Source organism: Aurantimonas marianensis (genome assembly GCF_024195285.1).
Classification (GTDB): Bacteria; Pseudomonadota; Alphaproteobacteria; order Rhizobiales; family Rhizobiaceae; genus Aurantimonas; species Aurantimonas marianensis.
This window is the reverse complement of record NZ_JALHBS010000070.1, coordinates 48,633-64,942: the sequence shown is the minus strand read 5'-3', so window position 1 is coordinate 64,942 and position 16,310 is coordinate 48,633. Positions and strand designations below refer to the sequence as shown.

13 protein-coding genes are annotated in these 16,310 nt (G+C 64.3%); 3 read left to right on the top strand and 10 right to left on the bottom strand.

Annotated features, from left to right (window positions below):
* The 3 genes from MJ956_RS12335 to MJ956_RS12325 form a co-directional block, all read right to left on the bottom strand.
* Window positions 1-608: DEAD/DEAH box helicase (locus tag MJ956_RS12335; protein WP_253964753.1), on the bottom strand; the 608-nt coding region annotated here is incomplete at its 3' end.
* A 228-nt stretch (window positions 609-836) separates the two neighbouring features.
* The gene (locus MJ956_RS12330; RefSeq protein ID WP_253964752.1) at window positions 837-2,084 is read right to left on the bottom strand and encodes a D-alanyl-D-alanine carboxypeptidase family protein; all 1,248 of its coding nucleotides are present in this window, start codon (window positions 2,082-2,084) and stop codon (window positions 837-839) included.
* 191 nt (window positions 2,085-2,275) lie between these two features.
* Complete coding sequence (locus tag MJ956_RS12325; protein WP_253964751.1) at window positions 2,276-4,129, bottom strand: ABC-F family ATP-binding cassette domain-containing protein; 1,854 nt, start codon at window positions 4,127-4,129, stop codon at window positions 2,276-2,278.
* A 491-nt stretch (window positions 4,130-4,620) separates the two neighbouring features.
* On the opposite strand from MJ956_RS12325, the gene MJ956_RS12320 reads away from it, so the two are divergent.
* Both MJ956_RS12320 and MJ956_RS12315 read left to right on the top strand, forming a co-directional pair.
* Window positions 4,621-4,872, top strand: coding sequence for a thermonuclease family protein (locus tag MJ956_RS12320; protein WP_253964750.1), 252 nt, complete (start codon window positions 4,621-4,623; stop codon window positions 4,870-4,872).
* Window positions 4,873-5,088: 216 nt separating this feature from the next.
* The gene (locus tag MJ956_RS12315; protein ID WP_253964749.1) at window positions 5,089-7,119 is read left to right on the top strand and encodes a putative bifunctional diguanylate cyclase/phosphodiesterase; all 2,031 of its coding nucleotides are present in this window, start codon (window positions 5,089-5,091) and stop codon (window positions 7,117-7,119) included.
* Between the two features lie 65 nt (window positions 7,120-7,184).
* Here the strand turns inward: MJ956_RS12315 and MJ956_RS12310 are convergent, their stop codons facing one another.
* The 4 genes from MJ956_RS12310 to MJ956_RS12295 all read right to left on the bottom strand — a co-directional run bounded on the left by MJ956_RS12310 (window position 7,185) and on the right by MJ956_RS12295 (window position 14,055).
* Window positions 7,185-10,316 carry an efflux RND transporter permease subunit gene (locus MJ956_RS12310; protein ID WP_253964748.1) on the bottom strand — a complete coding sequence of 1,044 codons (3,132 nt, stop codon included), beginning with the start codon at window positions 10,314-10,316 and terminating at the stop codon, window positions 7,185-7,187.
* Window positions 10,313-11,677 carry an efflux RND transporter periplasmic adaptor subunit gene (locus MJ956_RS12305; RefSeq protein ID WP_253964747.1) on the bottom strand — a complete coding sequence of 455 codons (1,365 nt, stop codon included), beginning with the start codon at window positions 11,675-11,677 and terminating at the stop codon, window positions 10,313-10,315. Before MJ956_RS12305 ends, MJ956_RS12310 begins: the two co-directional genes overlap by 4 nt.
* Window positions 11,678-11,900: 223 nt before the next feature.
* A complete protein-coding gene (locus MJ956_RS12300; protein WP_253964746.1) occupies window positions 11,901-13,703 on the bottom strand; it encodes a PRC-barrel domain-containing protein in 1,803 nt (600 codons plus the stop codon).
* Window positions 13,704-13,890: 187 nt separating this feature from the next.
* The gene (locus MJ956_RS12295; RefSeq protein WP_253964745.1) at window positions 13,891-14,055 is read right to left on the bottom strand and encodes a DUF1328 domain-containing protein; all 165 of its coding nucleotides are present in this window, start codon (window positions 14,053-14,055) and stop codon (window positions 13,891-13,893) included.
* 252 nt (window positions 14,056-14,307) lie between these two features.
* On the opposite strand from MJ956_RS12295, the gene MJ956_RS12290 reads away from it, so the two are divergent.
* Window positions 14,308-15,219, top strand: a complete 912-nt coding sequence (locus MJ956_RS12290) for a diacylglycerol/lipid kinase family protein (protein ID WP_253964744.1) — start codon at window positions 14,308-14,310, stop codon at window positions 15,217-15,219.
* 89 nt (window positions 15,220-15,308) lie between these two features.
* On the opposite strand, the gene MJ956_RS12285 is transcribed toward MJ956_RS12290, so the two are convergent.
* From MJ956_RS12285 to MJ956_RS12275, 3 genes are all read right to left on the bottom strand, one after another.
* Complete coding sequence (locus MJ956_RS12285) at window positions 15,309-15,584, bottom strand: DUF7218 family protein (protein WP_253964743.1); 276 nt, start codon at window positions 15,582-15,584, stop codon at window positions 15,309-15,311.
* 19 nt (window positions 15,585-15,603) lie between these two features.
* Window positions 15,604-15,987, bottom strand: coding sequence for a hypothetical protein (locus MJ956_RS12280; RefSeq protein WP_253964742.1), 384 nt, complete (start codon window positions 15,985-15,987; stop codon window positions 15,604-15,606).
* 77 nt (window positions 15,988-16,064) lie between these two features.
* Complete coding sequence (locus tag MJ956_RS12275) at window positions 16,065-16,292, bottom strand: flagellar basal body-associated FliL family protein (RefSeq protein ID WP_253964741.1); 228 nt, start codon at window positions 16,290-16,292, stop codon at window positions 16,065-16,067.
* Window positions 16,293-16,310 lie beyond the last annotated feature (18 nt).

The following is a 16,310-nucleotide window of genomic DNA, read 5'->3' as shown; positions in this document are numbered from 1 at the left end:
ATCTTGGCCGCGAGGTCCTCGATCGAGCGCGGCATGGTCGCGGAAAACAGCAGCGACTGGCGCTCCTTTGGCAGTTGCCCGACGATCTTCATGACGTCGCGCACGAAGCCCATGTCGAGCATGCGGTCGGCCTCGTCGAGAACGACGTGGCGGACCTCGCCCAGGATGATGGCACGCTGGTTGACGCGGTCGAGCAAGCGGCCGGGCGTCGCAATGACGACATCGACGCCGCGGCGCATGGCCTCGATCTGCGGACGGATAGACACGCCACCGAAGATGACATGATGGGTCAGCTTCGTGCCGGCGGTGTAGGCCTTGACGTTGCCGGCGATCTGCGAGGCAAGCTCACGGGTCGGCGTCAGGATGAGCATCTTCGGCGTCTTCGGAGCAGGGCGGCCGCCCTTTTCCAGAAGCGCATGGATGACCGGCAGCGAAAACGCCGCAGTCTTGCCGGTGCCGGTCTGAGCGACGCCGAGGACGTCGCGACCCTGCATCACGGCGGGTATCGCCTGTGACTGGATCGGTGTGGGTTGCGTGATGTCGAGACGCGCAAGCGCGTCGAGAAGCGTGTCGGCCAAGCCGAACGCCTTGAAATCAGTATGGGTCAATGGATGCCTTACGGGATGCGGACGGTGCGTCCGCGAAGAAGCCGATCGTCTTCGCGCATGCGGACGGATCGGCGGGCCGTGTCGAAATGCGAAACCCTCGACCGAAGCCGCGGGCCGATTCGATTGGCGCTGGCGAAAATCCCGAAACCCTGATGGTGTCGAGAAAGAAGCAGGCGCTGCGCGATCACGGCGTGATGAGGACGCATATCGGCTTTAAAGCGCGGCGCGTCAAGGCTCTTTCGCGCTGCGCCATGTCAGGTGGTTCGCAATCGTCTGGCCGATCCGACGCAAGAAACTCGTCCGCCCCACCGGCTCGGCGGCGTGCAGGGGGACCTCGTGCACGGTTTCGTCCCCGCGCGAGAACCGTATCCAGCCGAGACGCTGGCCTTTGGTGATCGGCGCCGCGACTGGGCCGTTGTCGAGAATTGTCCGCGTCACGTCCGCGAGGCTGCCCCGCGGCACCAGCAAACGGAGCTCGGAATCGGCGGCGAGCGGCACCGTGTCGGCGTCGCCGTCGCGGACGGGTACTTCACCGACCCGCTCGCCCGCCTCGATCAGCACCACCTCCTCGAAATCCTGCAATCCGTATTCCATGAGCCGCCGCGTTTCGCGCGCCCGCTCGTCGGCCGACTGCATGCCGCTCATCGCCAGCACGACGCGCCGGCCATCGCGTTCGGCGGAGGCGACGAGCCCGAAGCCGGCCGCGGTCGTGTGGCCTGTCTTGAGCCCATCGGCACCGACGCCGAGCAATGGGTTGCGGTTCTGCTGCTTGATGCCGTTGAAGGTAAAGCTTTCCTCGGCGAAAATCGGATACTCGTCGGGAAATTCGCGGATCAGGTAGTCGGCGAGGCGCACGAGATCGCGCGCCGTTACATATTGCTCTGGATCGGGCAGGCCATGCGGGTTCGTGAAATGGGAATTCGTCAGGCCGATCTCCTTGGCCTTGGCGTTCATCCATTCGGCAAAGGCGGCGACCGAGCCGGCCAGTCCTTCTGCCGCGACGATGGTGGCGTCGTTGCCGGACTGGATGATGATCCCCCTGATGAGGTCGTCGACGCTGACCTCGGAGTTGAGCGGCAGGAACATGGTGGAGCCGCCGGATTCCGCGCCGCCCTCCCGCCAGGCCTTTTCCGAGACGGTGAAGCGGTCGTCGCGCTGAACGGTGCCCTCGCGCAAGGCATCGAAGATGACGGCCAGCGTCATCAGCTTGGCGAGGCTCGCCGGCGCGATCTTCTCGTCGGCGTTCTTCTCGTAGAGCACCCGGTCGGTCGAAAAATCGACCAGGAGGGCCGTCGGCGCGGTGGTTTCAAAGGCCGATGCGGGAAGCGGCGGCACGAGGACGAAGGCAAAGGTAAAAAGAGCGACCAGAGTGGGTAGAAACCTGGCGCAAGAGGCGATCTGCTCCGACCTCGTCCGACCGGTCGCGATTGCGAGGGCACTAGGCTTCGATACCGGTCTCTCCGCGACTTCTATCATTGGCTTCTCCGTCTTACTTCCTCTGCGACCGTTTACCGGCGTCGCGAGCTGAAGGATGCACCCGATCATACGCGGGTTCGCCTAATAAGGAGGTGAACGCGATCCCTCGGTCGGCCAGAGCTTCGTTCGGCCGCGATCGCGGCCGGCCTCTGGCGGGACGGTCGGCGCCAGGCGCGGATCTGTCAACATCTTCACCCCTCCGCCTCGGCCCGTCGCATTTCCAGCTCCAGCCATTCGTCCTCGGCCTTCGCTAGCGCGGCGCGGTCGGCGTCGACGGCGCTCGCGAGCTCGGCAAAGCCCTTGGCGTTCTTGGCGAAGAGCGCCGGATCGGCCATCTCGGTCTCCGCCTTGGCGATCGCCGCTTCCAGCCTGGCGATTTCGTTCGGCAGGTTCTCGAGCGCGAATTTCTGCTTGAAGGAGAGCTTGGGAGCGCTTCCCGACTTGCGCTCGGCTGACCCCGCCGGACCTGACGACGGGGCGCCGCCGGCACTTCCGCTTCGACGCCCGTCTGCCCTGTCGCCGGCACCGCTCGGCCCCCGCCTGGCTTTCTCGGCCTCGCGTTTCTGGGTGAGCATGTCCGTATAGCCACCGGCATATTCCAGCCAACGGCCATTGCCGTCCGGCGAAATCACGCTGGTCACCGTGCGATCGAGAAAATCGCGGTCGTGGGAGACGAGAAGGACGGTGCCGGGATAGTTGGCGATCAATTCCTCCAGGAGGTCCAGCGTCTCCATGTCGAGATCGTTGGTCGGCTCGTCGAGAACCAAAAGGTTGGCCGGCGTCGCCAGTGTCTTGGCCAACAGTAGGCGAGCCCGCTCGCCCCCGGAGAGCTTGCCTGTGGGGGTGCGAATCTGCTCGGGGGTAAACAGGAAGTCCTTGAGATAACCGACGACGTGGCGGGCTTCACCATTGACCATCACCTGGTCGCCGCGCCCGTCGGTGATCGCGTCCTGGACCGAAAGATCGTCGCGCAGCGCCGCGCGCTTCTGGTCGAGGAAGGCGAGATCGAGATTGGTGCCAAGCTTGACCTTGCCGGAATCGGGCATGAGCTCGCCGATCAGCATCTTTAACAAGGTGGTCTTGCCGATGCCGTTCGGGCCGACGAAACCGACCCGGTCGCCCCTGGCGATCCGGGTGGAGAAAGCGTCGACCAGAGTGCGTCCGTTGTAAGCCTTCGAGATTCCGACGGCCTCGATGACGAGTTTGCCGCTCTCGCGGGTCGCGCTGGCCTCCATCGACACCTGACCGACGGCGCGGCGCGTGTCGCGGCGCTGCTGGCGCAGATCGTGAAGGGCGCCGAGCCGGCGCATGTTGCGGGTGCGCCGCGCGGTAACGCCGTAGCGCAGCCAGTGCTCCTCGCGCACGATCTTGCGGTCGAGCTTCTGCAGGTCGCGCTCTTCTTCTTCCAGCACCTTGTCGCGCCAGGCCTCGAAGCCGGAAAAGCCTTCATCGAGGCGCCTGGCCGCGCCGCGGTCGATCCAGACGGTGGCGCGCGTGACCCGTTCGAGGAACCGCCTGTCATGGCTGATCACGACGACGGCGCTCTTCATCTGGCGCACCTCGTCTTCCAGCCATTCGATGGTCGGCAGGTCGAGATGGTTGGTCGGCTCGTCGAGGAGGACGATGTCCGGTTCGGGCGCCAGGGTTCGGGCGAGCGCCGCGCGGCGGGCCTCGCCGCCCGACAGGTTCTCCGGCTTCATCTCCTCGGTCAGCCCCAGCGCGTCAAGGCACCGTGTCACCCGGTGCGGATCGTCGGCCGGGCCAAGGCCCGACGCGACATAGGCGCCGACGGTCGTAAAGCTGCCGAAGTCCGGCTCCTGCGGCAGGTAACGCAAGGTCGTGCCGGGTTTCAGGAAGACCTCGCCGGAATCCGGCTCGACCTGCCCGGCGGCGATCTTCAACAGCGTCGATTTGCCGGAGCCGTTGCGTCCGACCAGCGCGATGCGCTCGCCGGGAAGAACGTTCAGTTCGACGCCGGTCAGAAGCGGCGTGCCGCCGAAGGTGAGGCGAACGCCGTCGAGGCGCAAAAGCGGAGGGGGTGCCATTCCGGCGTTCTAGCCGGGATGGGGAGAAGGGGGAAGGGCGGCGGTGCCGAAGTTCAGCGTAAGCCCTTGGGGCGTCGTTCCAAGATGGGTGCAACACCTGCGGATAAGTTGTTTGAAAGATTCGCGATCCAGGTAAATTTCCGTTTACGGACGACCGCTAGTCTCAACGGATGAGCCCCTGGACCACGTCATCGCCGCGCAAACGTTATGCCCGCCGGCCCATCCACTTGCGACGGAAACGGCGTTCGTGGTTGCCGTATCGCATGATCCGGGATGCCGTGTCTGTTACGACAGTTTTCGCTGTCATGGTGGGTGTCGGCTTTGCCAGGGAGCAGGGATGGTTCGACCGGATCGACCGATTGCTTCCCACACAATCCCAATCGACCGGGCCTCGCTCGGTCGCACGCCCCATTCCGCTTTGCTCCGGTTCGGTTCGCGTAACCTGCGTCGTCGATGGCGACACGGGATGGGAGGCTGGCACGAAATGGCGGATGACGGGCATCGACGCGCCCGAGGTCTCCAAGCCCGGCTGCGCGGCCGAGAAAAGCATGGGCAATCGGGCGACGCGCAGGCTTCAATCACTGATGTCCGGCGGATATTCCCTGCATGGCGGCGGACTGGATCGTTACGGCCGGCGGCTGGTGTCGGTGACCCTCGCCAACGGCCGCGATGCGGGCGAGGTTTTGATGGCCGAAGGTCTGGCGCAGCGATGGCCGAACAGCGGCAATCGATGGTGTGGCTAAGCTGCCAGGCGTGATCTGAACTACCGGGCTCCCAACACGGACGCGCTTATCTCATGTCACGCCGTCTTGGGCATGGGCGTCCGCGGAATAGCCGCACCGGAGGCCGCCGCGGATGCGGCATCCATCGCCACTCGCACCGGGAAAAATTACATCGAGTAATCAGTCAATTCTTTAATTTTAGGAGGTTATGCCGAAAGGCTCAACGAGATTGGGACCATGATGCGTGTCATTACCTGCCTGAGCGTCGACCACAATCTTTCGTTCGTGGTGCTGGCGGCGTTGATGTGCGTTGTCGGTGCTACCGTGACGATCGGCCTGTTTCGGCGCGCGCTGCAGAACGAAGGTCTGCGGCGCCATGGCTGGAACTTTCTGACGGCCGTCAGTGCCGGTTCCGCGATCTGGGCGACCCATTTCATCGCGATGCTCGGTTATCGGCCCTCCGCGCCGGTGACCTTCGATCCGGTGCTCACGCTCGTGTCGATCCTGATCGCTATCACCGGTTCGGGAATCGGCTTCTCGATCTGCGCGAAATGGCAGGATCGGTCTGGAACGATTATCGGTGGTGGCGCCCTCGGCCTGGCCATTGCCGCGATGCACTATGTCGGGATGTTCGCTTACCGCGTCGAAGGTATCGTGTCATGGAATCAGGCCTATGTCATGAGTTCGATCGCGCTGGCGGTCGGCTTGTCCGTCGCGTCGATGGCGGCCGCCTATCGCTGGGCGCATGGCGCGAAGCGGCACGTCACGACGGTATTGCTGGGGTTCTCGATCGTTGTTCTCCATTTTGTCGGCATGGCGGCCTTCGAGGTGTCGCCGGTGGCCGGAGCGGGAGCCGGGGTCGACAGCGCGGCGTTCTCCGCCATGGCGTTGTCTATCCTGATCGGCGCGATGATCATTCTCGGAACCGGCATATCCAGCTATCTCATAGACGATCGTACACGCGCGGCGTCGAACGAGCAGTTGCAAAGGATGGCGTCGCACGATCCGCTGACGGGACTGGCCAATCGTCGAGCACTGCTGGAGCGGATCGATGCCGGCTTCCTGTCAGGCGACCATTTCGGATATCTGCTCGTCGATCTCGATCAGTTCAAGGTCGTGAACGACACCTATGGCCATGCCGTCGGCGATGTTCTTCTGGTCGACGTCGCCGATCGCATCAGGCGGGTCGTCGGCCCCAACGGATTCGTCGCGCGCATAGGGGCCGACGAATTGGCCATCCTCCTCTCCGGAACCGATGAAGACGCCGTCGGCATCGCCTACGAAATCATCCTTGCGCTCGCCGACCCTTTCGAGATTTTGGGAGATATCGTCTTCACGGGGTGCAGTATCGGCATTTGCCGGACCGAGCGGGCCGAGACTGCCGAGGGTCTGATGCAGCGGGCCGACATTGCGCTCAACGAGGCAAAGCGGACCGGTCGCAACCGCGTGTTTTCCTACGAGGAGGGCATGCTCGAGAAAGTCGCGGCCCGCCATCAACTTGAAACCGACCTGAAGACGGCCCTGGAAAACCACGAGTTCCGTCTGGTCTATCAACCGATCCGCGATCTGAGGAGCGAGCGGACCGTCGGTTTCGAGGCGCTGATCCGATGGCACCATCCCACCCGCGGTTTGGTATCGCCCGCCGACTTTATCCCGCTGGCGGAGGAACTCGGATGCATCGTGGCGATCGGCGGTTGGGTGCTGGCGGAAGCCTGCCGAGAGGCCGCGACATGGCAAGACGGCATGTACGTTGCGGTCAATGTCTCCGCGGTGCAGTTTCGAACGCCGCTGCTGTTTGCGCACGTCACCCAGGCTTTGGCCGAAAGTGGACTGCCGGCGCATCGTCTTGAGGTCGAATTGACGGAAACGGCGATCGTCTCCCACGGCACGCATGTCGCGCAAACGTTGGAGGCGCTTCGGGCATTGGGGATCAAGGTCGCGATGGACGACTTCGGAACCGGCTATTCCTCGCTCGCCCATCTGCGTGACCTGCCGCTCGACCGGATCAAGATCGACAGAAGTTTCGTGGCGACCGCGGCGACGGACAATAGCTCCATGGCGGTCCTTCGGGCGGTGACGCAGCTCGGCCGGGATATCGGGATCGCGACATTGGGGGAGGGCGTTGAAACGGTCGAGCAGATGCGTTTGCTGAAATCCCTGGGTTGCGACGCCGCCCAAGGCTATCTGATCGGTAAACCGGGGGCTGTTGAACCCGCCTCGTCCGACCTTTCGGCTGACGGAGCCTTCGCTGCCAAAGCCGCCCGGTGATCTGACCTCGTGGCATCAGGATCAATGCTCCGGGTGAGCTTTCTGCCGCAGGTCAGTCCAACGGATCATTCCGCTGGTGCTGCCCGAGCCTCGGCTGCGGCGATGTCGCGTTTTAGCCGCGCCGCCTTCTCGGCGTTCGGCGTCGAGAAGCGGCCGAGGATCAGATAGGCGACCGGCGTGACGTAGAGCGTCGAGAAGGTGGCCAGGCCAAGTCCGCCGACGATCACCGTGCCGAGCGCCGCGCGCGCCTCGGCGCCGGCGCCGGAGGCGAGCAGCAGCGGCACGCCGCCGACGACGGTGGCGATCATGGTCATGATGACCGGACGCAGCCGGATCAGCGCGGCCTGCTCGGCGGCCTCGCGCAGCCCCATCCCTTCCTCGCGCAACTGATTGGCGAATTCGACGATGAGGATGCCGTTCTTGGCCATGATGCCGACCAGCAGGACAAGGCCGATCTGGCTGTAGAGATTGAGGCTGGTCCCGAAGAAGTCGAGCGCGAAGATCGCGCAGGCGATGCCGAGCGGCACGGTCGCGATGATGATGAAAGCGGAGACGAAGCTCTCGAACTGGGCGGCGAGGACCAGAAGGATGATGACGATGGCGAAGCCGAACACCATCGCGAGTCCGCTGTTGGCCTCTCCGAGCGCGGCCGCTTCGGCCAGCGGGATCAGCCGCTGGTCGGCTGGCAGGATGTCGGCGGCGAAGGCCTGCAGCGAAACCCAGCCCTCCTGGATCGCCATGCCGTCCGGCAATTGCGCTGCGAGCGAGACGGCGCGTGAGCGAGCCTCGCGGGTAAGCGCGGGCGCGATCGGCTTTTCCTCGACGCTGGCCACCGTCGACATCGGCACGATGCGGCCGTCCTGGGCCTTCAGGAAGATGTTGGCGAGATCGCCCGGATCGTTGACCGGTTGGCTGGTCGAAATCAGCTTGATCGATACCTGTTTGTCCTCGATGTAGGTCCGGCCGATTTCGCGGCCGTCGAGGAGCGCCTGCATCGCCGTGGCGAGGCCATCAATGTCGATGCCGAGATCAGAGGCGCGGGCGCGGTCGATCAGCACCGAGAGCTGCGGCTGGGTGGCGTCTTCGGAGAGTCCGACATTGCCCCAGCGCCCATCCGCCTGCATCGCGTCCCTCAGGCTGTCGGCGCTTGCCGCCAACTCCCCGTAATTCTGGCCGGCGATGGCGAATTGCAGGCCCCGGCCGCCGCCGCGGATGCCGAGCGAATTCGGCTGTATGGCAAACGCGCGCACGCCCGCGACCTGGCGCAGCTTGCCATTGATCTCGGCGACGATTGCCTGCTGTGAGCGCTGACGTTCCGCCCAGTCCGTCAGCCTGACCACCAGAAACGCCGAGTTTGCCGAGCCGCGTCCCGAAATGGCGAAGACGTTCTCGGCCTCGCCGCTCTCCACGTAGGGAAGAACGATGTCCTCGATCCGGCGCAGCTGGGAGTTGGTGTAGTCGAGGCTGGCGCCTTGCGGCGCGCTGACGCTCATCAGGACAAGGGCGCGATCCTCGCTCGGCGTCAGTTCCCGGGGCATCTGGAGAAAGGTGAGATAGGCCGCGAAGGAAAACAGGCCGGCGACGACGACGACGAGTAGCGGAAGCGCGAGGCAGGCGCGCAGGGTGATGGCGTAAAGCCCGGCGAGACGTGCCCCGAGCCACCGCGTCGTCCGCTGAAACCAGCCCGGCTTTCGCTCGTCCTCGCGCGCCTTGAGGAAATGCGCCGCGAGCATTGGGCAGAGCGTCAGGGCGATGAAGGAGGAGATGACCACGGCGATGGCGAGCACGAAGCCGAACTCGCGAAACAAGCCGCCGGCCGTTCCCGGCAGAAACGAGATCGGCACGAACACAGCGGCCAGCGTCGCTGTGGTTGAGATGACGGCAAAGAACACCGCGCGTGCGCCGATCACCGCCGCGGCGCGCGGCCGGGCTCCCATGTCGCGTCGCCGCACGATGTTCTCAAGGACGATAATCGCGTCGTCGACGACCATGCCGGTCGCCAGCACCAGCGCCAGGAGTGTGAGGATGTTGATCGAGAAGCCGACGAGATGGATGAAGGCGATCACGCCGATCAGCGCGATCGGGATCGTCACTGCCGGAATGATGGTCGCGCGGACATTCAGGAGGAACAGGAAAATCACGAGGACGACGATGGCGACGGCCAAGCCCAGCGCGACCGCCACTTCGTGGATCGCTCCGTTGATGAAGGTCGCGTCGTCGCTGGTTACGCTAACCGTGACGCCATCGGGAAGCGTCCGATTCAGATTGGTGACTTCGGCACGGATTCCGGACGAGATGTCGAGCGTGCTCGATCCGGCCTGACGCACGACACCGAGGCCGACGCCGGCCTGGCCGCTCACCCGTAGCTGGGAGGCCGCTTCGTCCGGCCCGAAACGCACGCTGGCGACTTCGGCCAGGCGCGTTCGGGCATCAAGGAAGATGGCCTCGAACGCTTCCGGCGAGGTTACGTTCGCGTCGGCGCGCACGATGAGATTCTGGGTCGGCGACGCCAGCGATCCGGCCGGGACGTCAAGCGCGGCGTTTCGCAGCGCGTCGGCGACGTCGCCGAGCGTCAGCCCCCTCGTCGCCAGCTTGTCGGGATCGATGTCGACATAGATCAGCTTCTCGCGCTCACCGTAGATCTGCAGATCGGCAACGCCCTCGACGGCCGCTAGTTGATCGGCGATGCGATCTTCGACCAGTGTCGACAGATCCTCGATCGCCATGGCGGGCGCCGTGACCGCAAGCCGCATGATGGCGTCGGCATCGGCGTCGGCCTTGACGATCCGCGGTTCGTCGGCTCCATCCGGCAGGGCATTCGCGACACGGCTGACGGCGTCGCGCACGTCACTGGCCGCGACGTTGAGATCGGTGGAGTCGGTAAATTCGATGGTCACCCGGCTGTCGCCGAAGCGCGAGCGCGAGGAGATCGAGGCTATACCCGAAACGCGCGCAACGGCGCTCTCGATTTCGCTGGTGATCTGCCGGTCGACTGTTTCCGGTGAGGCGCCGTCGAAGTCGATGCTGACGCTGATGACCGGGCGGTCGACATTGGGCAGTTCGCGCACTTCGACCGCGTTGAAGGCCGCGAGCCCGGCGACGACGATCAAAAGATTGAGCACGATCGTCAGAACCGGCCGGCGAACGAAAAGACCCGCGAGTGCGGTCAGCCCGTCTGGCTTGGACGGCAGGCTCATCGGGCCGAGCTCTCGGCTTTGCTCGCTGGGGGAGGGGTCCCGGTCGGCAACGCGGCCGCCGCGGCGCTTCGGACAGCCTCGGATGCGAGGAAACTTCGGCGTCCGCGCGCCCGCGGCGCATTCTCGGCCGACGGGGTCGGGACGGCTGACCCGGGCAACGTCGGCGCGCCGCTTAGCTCCGGCCCGTCGCTCCCCTGGATCTCCACGGCGCCGCCCGCGCGGACGGATTGCAGCCCTTCGACCACGACGAGGTCGCCCGCCTCGATGGCGTCGGATATGACGAGTACCCTGTCAACGTTGCGCTCGACGATCCGGATCGGGGCTTTCTGAGCCTTGCCATCGATGATTTTCCAGACGATCGGTCCGGTGCGTTCCCAAACGACCGCGATCGGATCGAGGGAGAGGTACTTTTCGCCCTCCAGCGACAGCGTCACGGTAAACGACATGCCTGGACGCAGCGCGTCGTCGGAATTGTCGATCGTCGCTTCGGTCCGCAAGGTGCGGCTGGTCTCGTCCAGACGGCTGTCGATTGCGCTTATGTGGCCCTCATAGGTCTTGCCCGGCCGAGCGGTCGAAACCGCCTGGACCGGGGTGCCGATTGTCAGTTCCTGCACGAAGCTTTCCGGCGTGTAGAAGATGACCTTCAATCGCTCTCGCTCATCGACGGTGGCAATAACCGTCTGGCTGCCAACGAGATCTCCCTTGTCGACGGAGACGATACCGACGCGGCCCGCGATCGGCGCGCGAATGTCGCGTTTGCCCAGCGCGATTTCGGCGGTTCGCAGATCCAGCCTCGCATTATCGCGCTCGCGGATGATGGTATCGACCTCGACGGCGCTCAGCGTGTTCGACTTCCGCAGCCGTTCGAAGCGGGTGACCTTGTCTTCGGCGGCATCGAGGGCGATCCGGGCACGCTCCACCGCGATTTCCTCGCTCGCCCTCTCGAGCCTTACGAGAACGTCGTCTTCCTCGACCTTCTCGCCCGAGCCAACGCCGATCTCCGCCACGATCCCGGTGGTGTTGTCGGGATAGACGACGATGGAGCGCGCGGCATCGCCCGTGCCGATCGCCCGCATCCGCGTGCGGGTCGAGCCTGTCGTCACCTCACCGGCGACCACGGGAGTTGCGTTACTGCCCCGGCCGGCGCCCGCGCGCTCCCGGCCTGGGCGCTCTGCCACTTTTTTCGTTTCGGGACTCGCCGCCTCGGGCGCGAGCCAGACGACCGCGGATCGAACCGCGGGAGTGAGGGGAATATCGGATTCCAGGATCCATCGAGCTGCGGACGGATCGAAGGTCAGATAGGCCACACTCGCCCCCAACAGCACCAGGAGCGTTACGAACAGCTGTTTCAGAAAAGCCATTGGCTACCGTGTCAGTTCACACATGGCGACCCGATCGTCGGGCGACGGCAACGATAATAGCCGAGTTTGGACGAGGACACCCGCAAGGATGGGTTACGAAGTGTTATTCGAGCCATTTCTTGCTTCACAAAGGCGGCATCAGGCGAGCGCCGGCGGGCCGAACACGAAAAAGGGGCCCGCCTTTCGGCGGGCCCCTTCGGCTGCTGTCCTGATCGGATGACGATCAGTTGGCCTTGATCACAGGCTGCTCCGCGGCCGGCACCGGAGCGGTGTTGCTCGACTGCGCGGGCATCGCGCCGCTCTGCAGACGCATGGTGTCGCGGCTTTCGGCATAGGTGTCCGCGTTGTACTCCGGTTGGCTCTTCAGCTGGTCCTCGGTGACTTGCGTGTAGAGGTAGAGCGAGCCATTGGCATCCTGCATGAACTGCAGATTGTCCATGGCAACCGCCACTTCCTTCTCGCCGATCCCGAGGAAGCCGCCAACGTCGACGATGATCGCATCGACCTTGCCGTCCTCGCTGAGCGCGATGTCGCCGATCTCGCCGACCGTCTGGTCGTTCGGCCCGTAGACCGTCGTGCCCATCAAGTTGTCGGCGGTCAGCTGCGACTGGTCCGTGACCGGCGTCATCTGCGGCTGCTGGTTTGCGCCGCCGGTCGAAGCCGTCGTGGTCGTGTCAGCGTTTCCGGCAGCGGCAACACCGGCCACTCCGCTCGCTGCCGCTCCGGCTGCTGCGTCAGCAGCCTGCTCCGTGTTCTGGGCCACGTTTTCCGCGCTGGACGAGACGTCTGCCGCGGCCTGCTTGGTCTCCATAGCGGCCTTGTCCGCAGCCTCGGTGGACTCCGCCTTGGCATCGGCGGCGAGCTTTTCGGTGTACTCAGCCGACTTCTCGGTGGAAGCCTCGACATTTGCCGCCTGCTCGGTTTCCGCCGTCGCATCAGCCGCGCCGGTTTGCGTGGCGGCCATCTGCTCGGGACGCTCGTCTTCGAAGGACGGGGCCTTCTCCAACTGCTCCTTCGACGCGGCGAGCGTCACGCGGACGTCGTCCTTGTCGTCGGCTTCGCGGCTCATCTGGAGCTGGTCGAAGGGAACAGCGACGTCCTTCTCGCCAATCCCGAGGAACCCGCCGACGCCGATCACGCCGGCATCGATCTTGCCGGAGGAGGCGAGAACCAGATCATTGATCTCACCGACCTCATCCGCGTCCTCGCCAGGACCGGAATAGACCTCGGCGCCGATGATGTTCTCCGACAGATACTGGTCCGCGCCCACGCTCGCCAGGAACTCACCACCGCCCGTCGAGGACGCGGCTGTCTGGGTAGCCGCGGCATTCGCATCGGGCTGAGCGGTTTCCGCGGCGATCTTCGCCTCGGTCTGGGTTTCAGCCGTCGGGGCCACGTCGGTTGCGGCGGCGGTCTGCGTCGAAGCGTCGGGTGCCGGCGTGGCTTCACCGGTATTCGCAGCGGTGTCGGCGCTCATGTCCGCGGCGGGCGTGGCGACATTGCCTTCAGCCTGCGTCGAAGCGGCAGCCTGCTGCTCTTCCGGCTTGGTGAACGCCGGCGCCTGCGCCAGCTGATCGGCGCTCAGGTTGAGAACGGCGCGCGGTTCATTGTTCTGGTCATTCGTCCAGGTGATCTGGTCGAACGGAACAGCGACTGTCTTCGACTGGTCGCCGACCGTCGCATCGACGATGGCTGCCACGACGCTCCCGTCATTGCCGACGAGGAAGTTCTGAATTTCGCCAACAGTCTGGGCATCTTGCGCTTCACTGGCGTAGATCGAGGCGCCGCTGAGCGAGGAGGCCAGGTATTGATCAGCGGAAAGATTCTGCAGGTAACTGCCAGCCTCGGCCGTCTGCTGAGTCTGGGTGCTAGCGTCGGCGGCAGGCGTTGCCGTCGTCGCGGACGTGTCGGTGGTCGCAGAGGCCTCCGGGACCTTTGCCTGGTCCGGCTTGGCGGCGTCCTGCGCGTAGGCCCCCGTCGCGATGACGGTGGCGAGCGCGGTGGTAGCGAGAAGTTTGCGGATCATGGTAAGACCTCCTTGGTCTATGTTTCCGATAGACTTCGCCACGCGGTAGATGTTGTGGAAAGCAGGTGCCGCGTGGCGTCCAGTGGGATAATTGGCGGGGAACCGATCGGTTCCCATACAGTCACCTTTTATTCACATGTTCCGTGATGAGGCGGCCGCCAAACCGTGCGTCCGTTGGCGGCTTCGGTCATGCAAAGACCAGCACTCCGAAAAGCAGCATCAGCAGGAGGCCGATGAGGACGATGAAGATGAGGATCTTGGCGATTCCGGCCGATGCTCCGGCGACGCCACGAAACCCCAATAGGCTGGCGACCGCCGCGACGATCAGCAATATGACGATCCATTCGATCATGAGATGCTCCCACATCTGGGCACGCTAACAGCGGCCGGGTTCCACTATGGCGGGGAAACGGGCCATCCACGCACTGGTTCCGGACAGCAACTGTTTTTCGCATCGTTCACATGCGAAAACCGTTTTTTCCGCCTATCTGGCGTGGGCTTGGGACAATTCTTCTTTCGATCCCATTTGCTTGTGAACTCGCCGCCTAAGTAGTGCAGGGGGCGGCAACCCCGACTGATGACCTCAAACGCCGGAAACCACCTGATGAAGATGCTCGCCCTCCTCAACCGAGACGGCGGAACGCTGAAAACGACGGACCACGACGAACTCCAGGCCCTCATGCGTGATGAATTTTCGATCCACGGGCATGAATTGGCCATCGAGAGTTGCGCCGGCAACGGGATTGTCGCCGCGATAAAGGCCGCCGCTCGCCGTGACGATCTCGACGTGCTCCTGGTGGGCGGCGGCGACGGAACGGTATCGGCCGCGGCCGCCGCGCTGGCCCACGGTGACATCGCGCTCGGCATTCTGCCGGCTGGCACGATGAACCTCTTGGCCCGCACGCTGCAGATTCCCCTCGATCTGCCCACGGCTGTGGCCACGCTGGCGGCGGGGGTGGTGACGGATGTCGACATCGCCAGCGTCAATGGGCAGATCTTCGTGCATCAGTTTGCTGTCGGGTTGCATGCGCGGATGGTCCGCATGCGCGCCAAGATCCAGTATGGCTCCCGCCTCGGCAAGATCGTCGCGACGACACGCGCGGTCTTTCTGGCGCTGCGACGGTTGCCGGCGATCGAGCTTGAACTCGAAATCGATGGTGTGCCCCAGCTGATCAAGTCGCCCGCCGTCGCGGTGTCGAACAATCTCTATGGGGAAGGGCATATCCCTTATGCCGATGAGCCGAGAGGCGGCGAGTTGGGCGTCTATATCTGCACGGAACGCAAGGTGGGCCCGGTGACCAAGCTGACGCTAGATATCCTGACCGGCGCCTGGCGGCAGAATCCTAACCTCCAGGTCCAGACGGCGCAGCGGGTACGTATCCACTATCGAGGCAGGAATCGCGAGAAGCGGGCCGTTCTGGACGGTGAACTCCGCACGCTGGACGCGGAAACCACCGTGGATATCCATCCGCGCGCCCTCAAGGTTCTTGTACCGGCGGATGCCACCTATCTTTGAGGCGCCGGCGGCTTCCCGGTATTTCTGAACCGTCGGCGGCTTCCCGGCTGGCTCCTCCGGTTTGGATAGTCCGGGGCGCGCCCGACCGCTCAGTGGTGACGCAGAGCGTCGATCAACTCGGCCTTGGTCATCTTGGAACGTCCGTCTATGCCGATTTCCCGGGCGCGTCCGTACAACTCTTTCTTCGACCAGTCCTCATAGGCCGCCTGCGAACCTCCCTTCTTGGAGGGATGCATCCCTTGGTTCGCTTGGGCATTGGAGATCCGCGCCGCCTTCTCCTTTGAATTGCCCTTATCTCTCAGTGTCTCGTAGAGGTCAGGATCCTTCAGCCGAGGATCATCCTGGTTTTTATTCGATCTGGCCATCCTTGGGCTCCTCGCCGCGCTACCGCGGTTCGGTCTCTTCGCTCTCTTCGGGTACGCCATCCGGCGACCGCGCATCGGAGCGTGCTTCGGGATCGAGGCCCGCGGCCTCGAGCGTGCCGTAGGTGTGGCCGCCCTGGGCCAGCATGTTCAGCGCTTCGCTGATCTGTTGCTGCAACGGGTCGAATTCGCCGCCCTGATCGATGACTTCCCGCGTTCCGACCTGATGAGCCAGTTGCTCCAGGCGTTGTTGCCGCTCTTCGATCGTCATCCCGGGACTGTTGAGAATGTCCTCAATCTCGGCCTGCGTGATCGGCTGGCTGATACCGGGCTGGTCGCCGTCGCCGCCAATTTCTTCGTCCACGGCGATGATGTCGGTCTCAGTGTGGGTATGAGGATCGGACATCCGTAATCTCCCTGAATCTCGTTCTGGCAGCCGCGAAGCCTCGGCGCGGAGCGCGCGACTGGTTCGCGGAGACGATACTAGCCTGAATTTTCAGGCGCGACGACTGTCCCCGTCGGTTCGGAGCCGACGGCCGGTGCCTCGATGGCGGGACGGTCGGTGGAAAGGTCGGAATCCGGCAGGAACCAGCCGTAGGCGCCGACCGCCAGGAAGGCGATAAGGGCGAGAACGAGCCCGGCAATGAGAATAAGGAGGACCGGAGTGCCCTTCTTGCCTTGCCGTACTTGTTCGGGTTCGAGATTGGACATGAAGGAATCCCTTTGTTG

Coding starts and splice junctions, on each gene's coding strand:
- MJ956_RS12330 (WP_253964752.1), bottom strand. CDS start 2,084: ATGATAGAAGTCGCGGAGAGACCGGTATCGAAGCCTAGTGCCCTCGCA.
- MJ956_RS12325 (WP_253964751.1), bottom strand. CDS start 4,129: ATGGCACCCCCTCCGCTTTTGCGCCTCGACGGCGTTCGCCTCACCTTC.
- MJ956_RS12320 (WP_253964750.1), top strand. CDS start 4,621: ATGACGGGCATCGACGCGCCCGAGGTCTCCAAGCCCGGCTGCGCGGCC.
- MJ956_RS12315 (WP_253964749.1), top strand. CDS start 5,089: ATGATGCGTGTCATTACCTGCCTGAGCGTCGACCACAATCTTTCGTTC.
- MJ956_RS12310 (WP_253964748.1), bottom strand. CDS start 10,316: ATGAGCCTGCCGTCCAAGCCAGACGGGCTGACCGCACTCGCGGGTCTT.
- MJ956_RS12305 (WP_253964747.1), bottom strand. CDS start 11,677: ATGGCTTTTCTGAAACAGCTGTTCGTAACGCTCCTGGTGCTGTTGGGG.
- MJ956_RS12300 (WP_253964746.1), bottom strand. CDS start 13,703: ATGATCCGCAAACTTCTCGCTACCACCGCGCTCGCCACCGTCATCGCG.
- MJ956_RS12295 (WP_253964745.1), bottom strand. CDS start 14,055: ATGATCGAATGGATCGTCATATTGCTGATCGTCGCGGCGGTCGCCAGC.
- MJ956_RS12290 (WP_253964744.1), top strand. CDS start 14,308: ATGAAGATGCTCGCCCTCCTCAACCGAGACGGCGGAACGCTGAAAACG.
- MJ956_RS12285 (WP_253964743.1), bottom strand. CDS start 15,584: ATGGCCAGATCGAATAAAAACCAGGATGATCCTCGGCTGAAGGATCCT.
- MJ956_RS12280 (WP_253964742.1), bottom strand. CDS start 15,987: ATGTCCGATCCTCATACCCACACTGAGACCGACATCATCGCCGTGGAC.
- MJ956_RS12275 (WP_253964741.1), bottom strand. CDS start 16,292: ATGTCCAATCTCGAACCCGAACAAGTACGGCAAGGCAAGAAGGGCACT.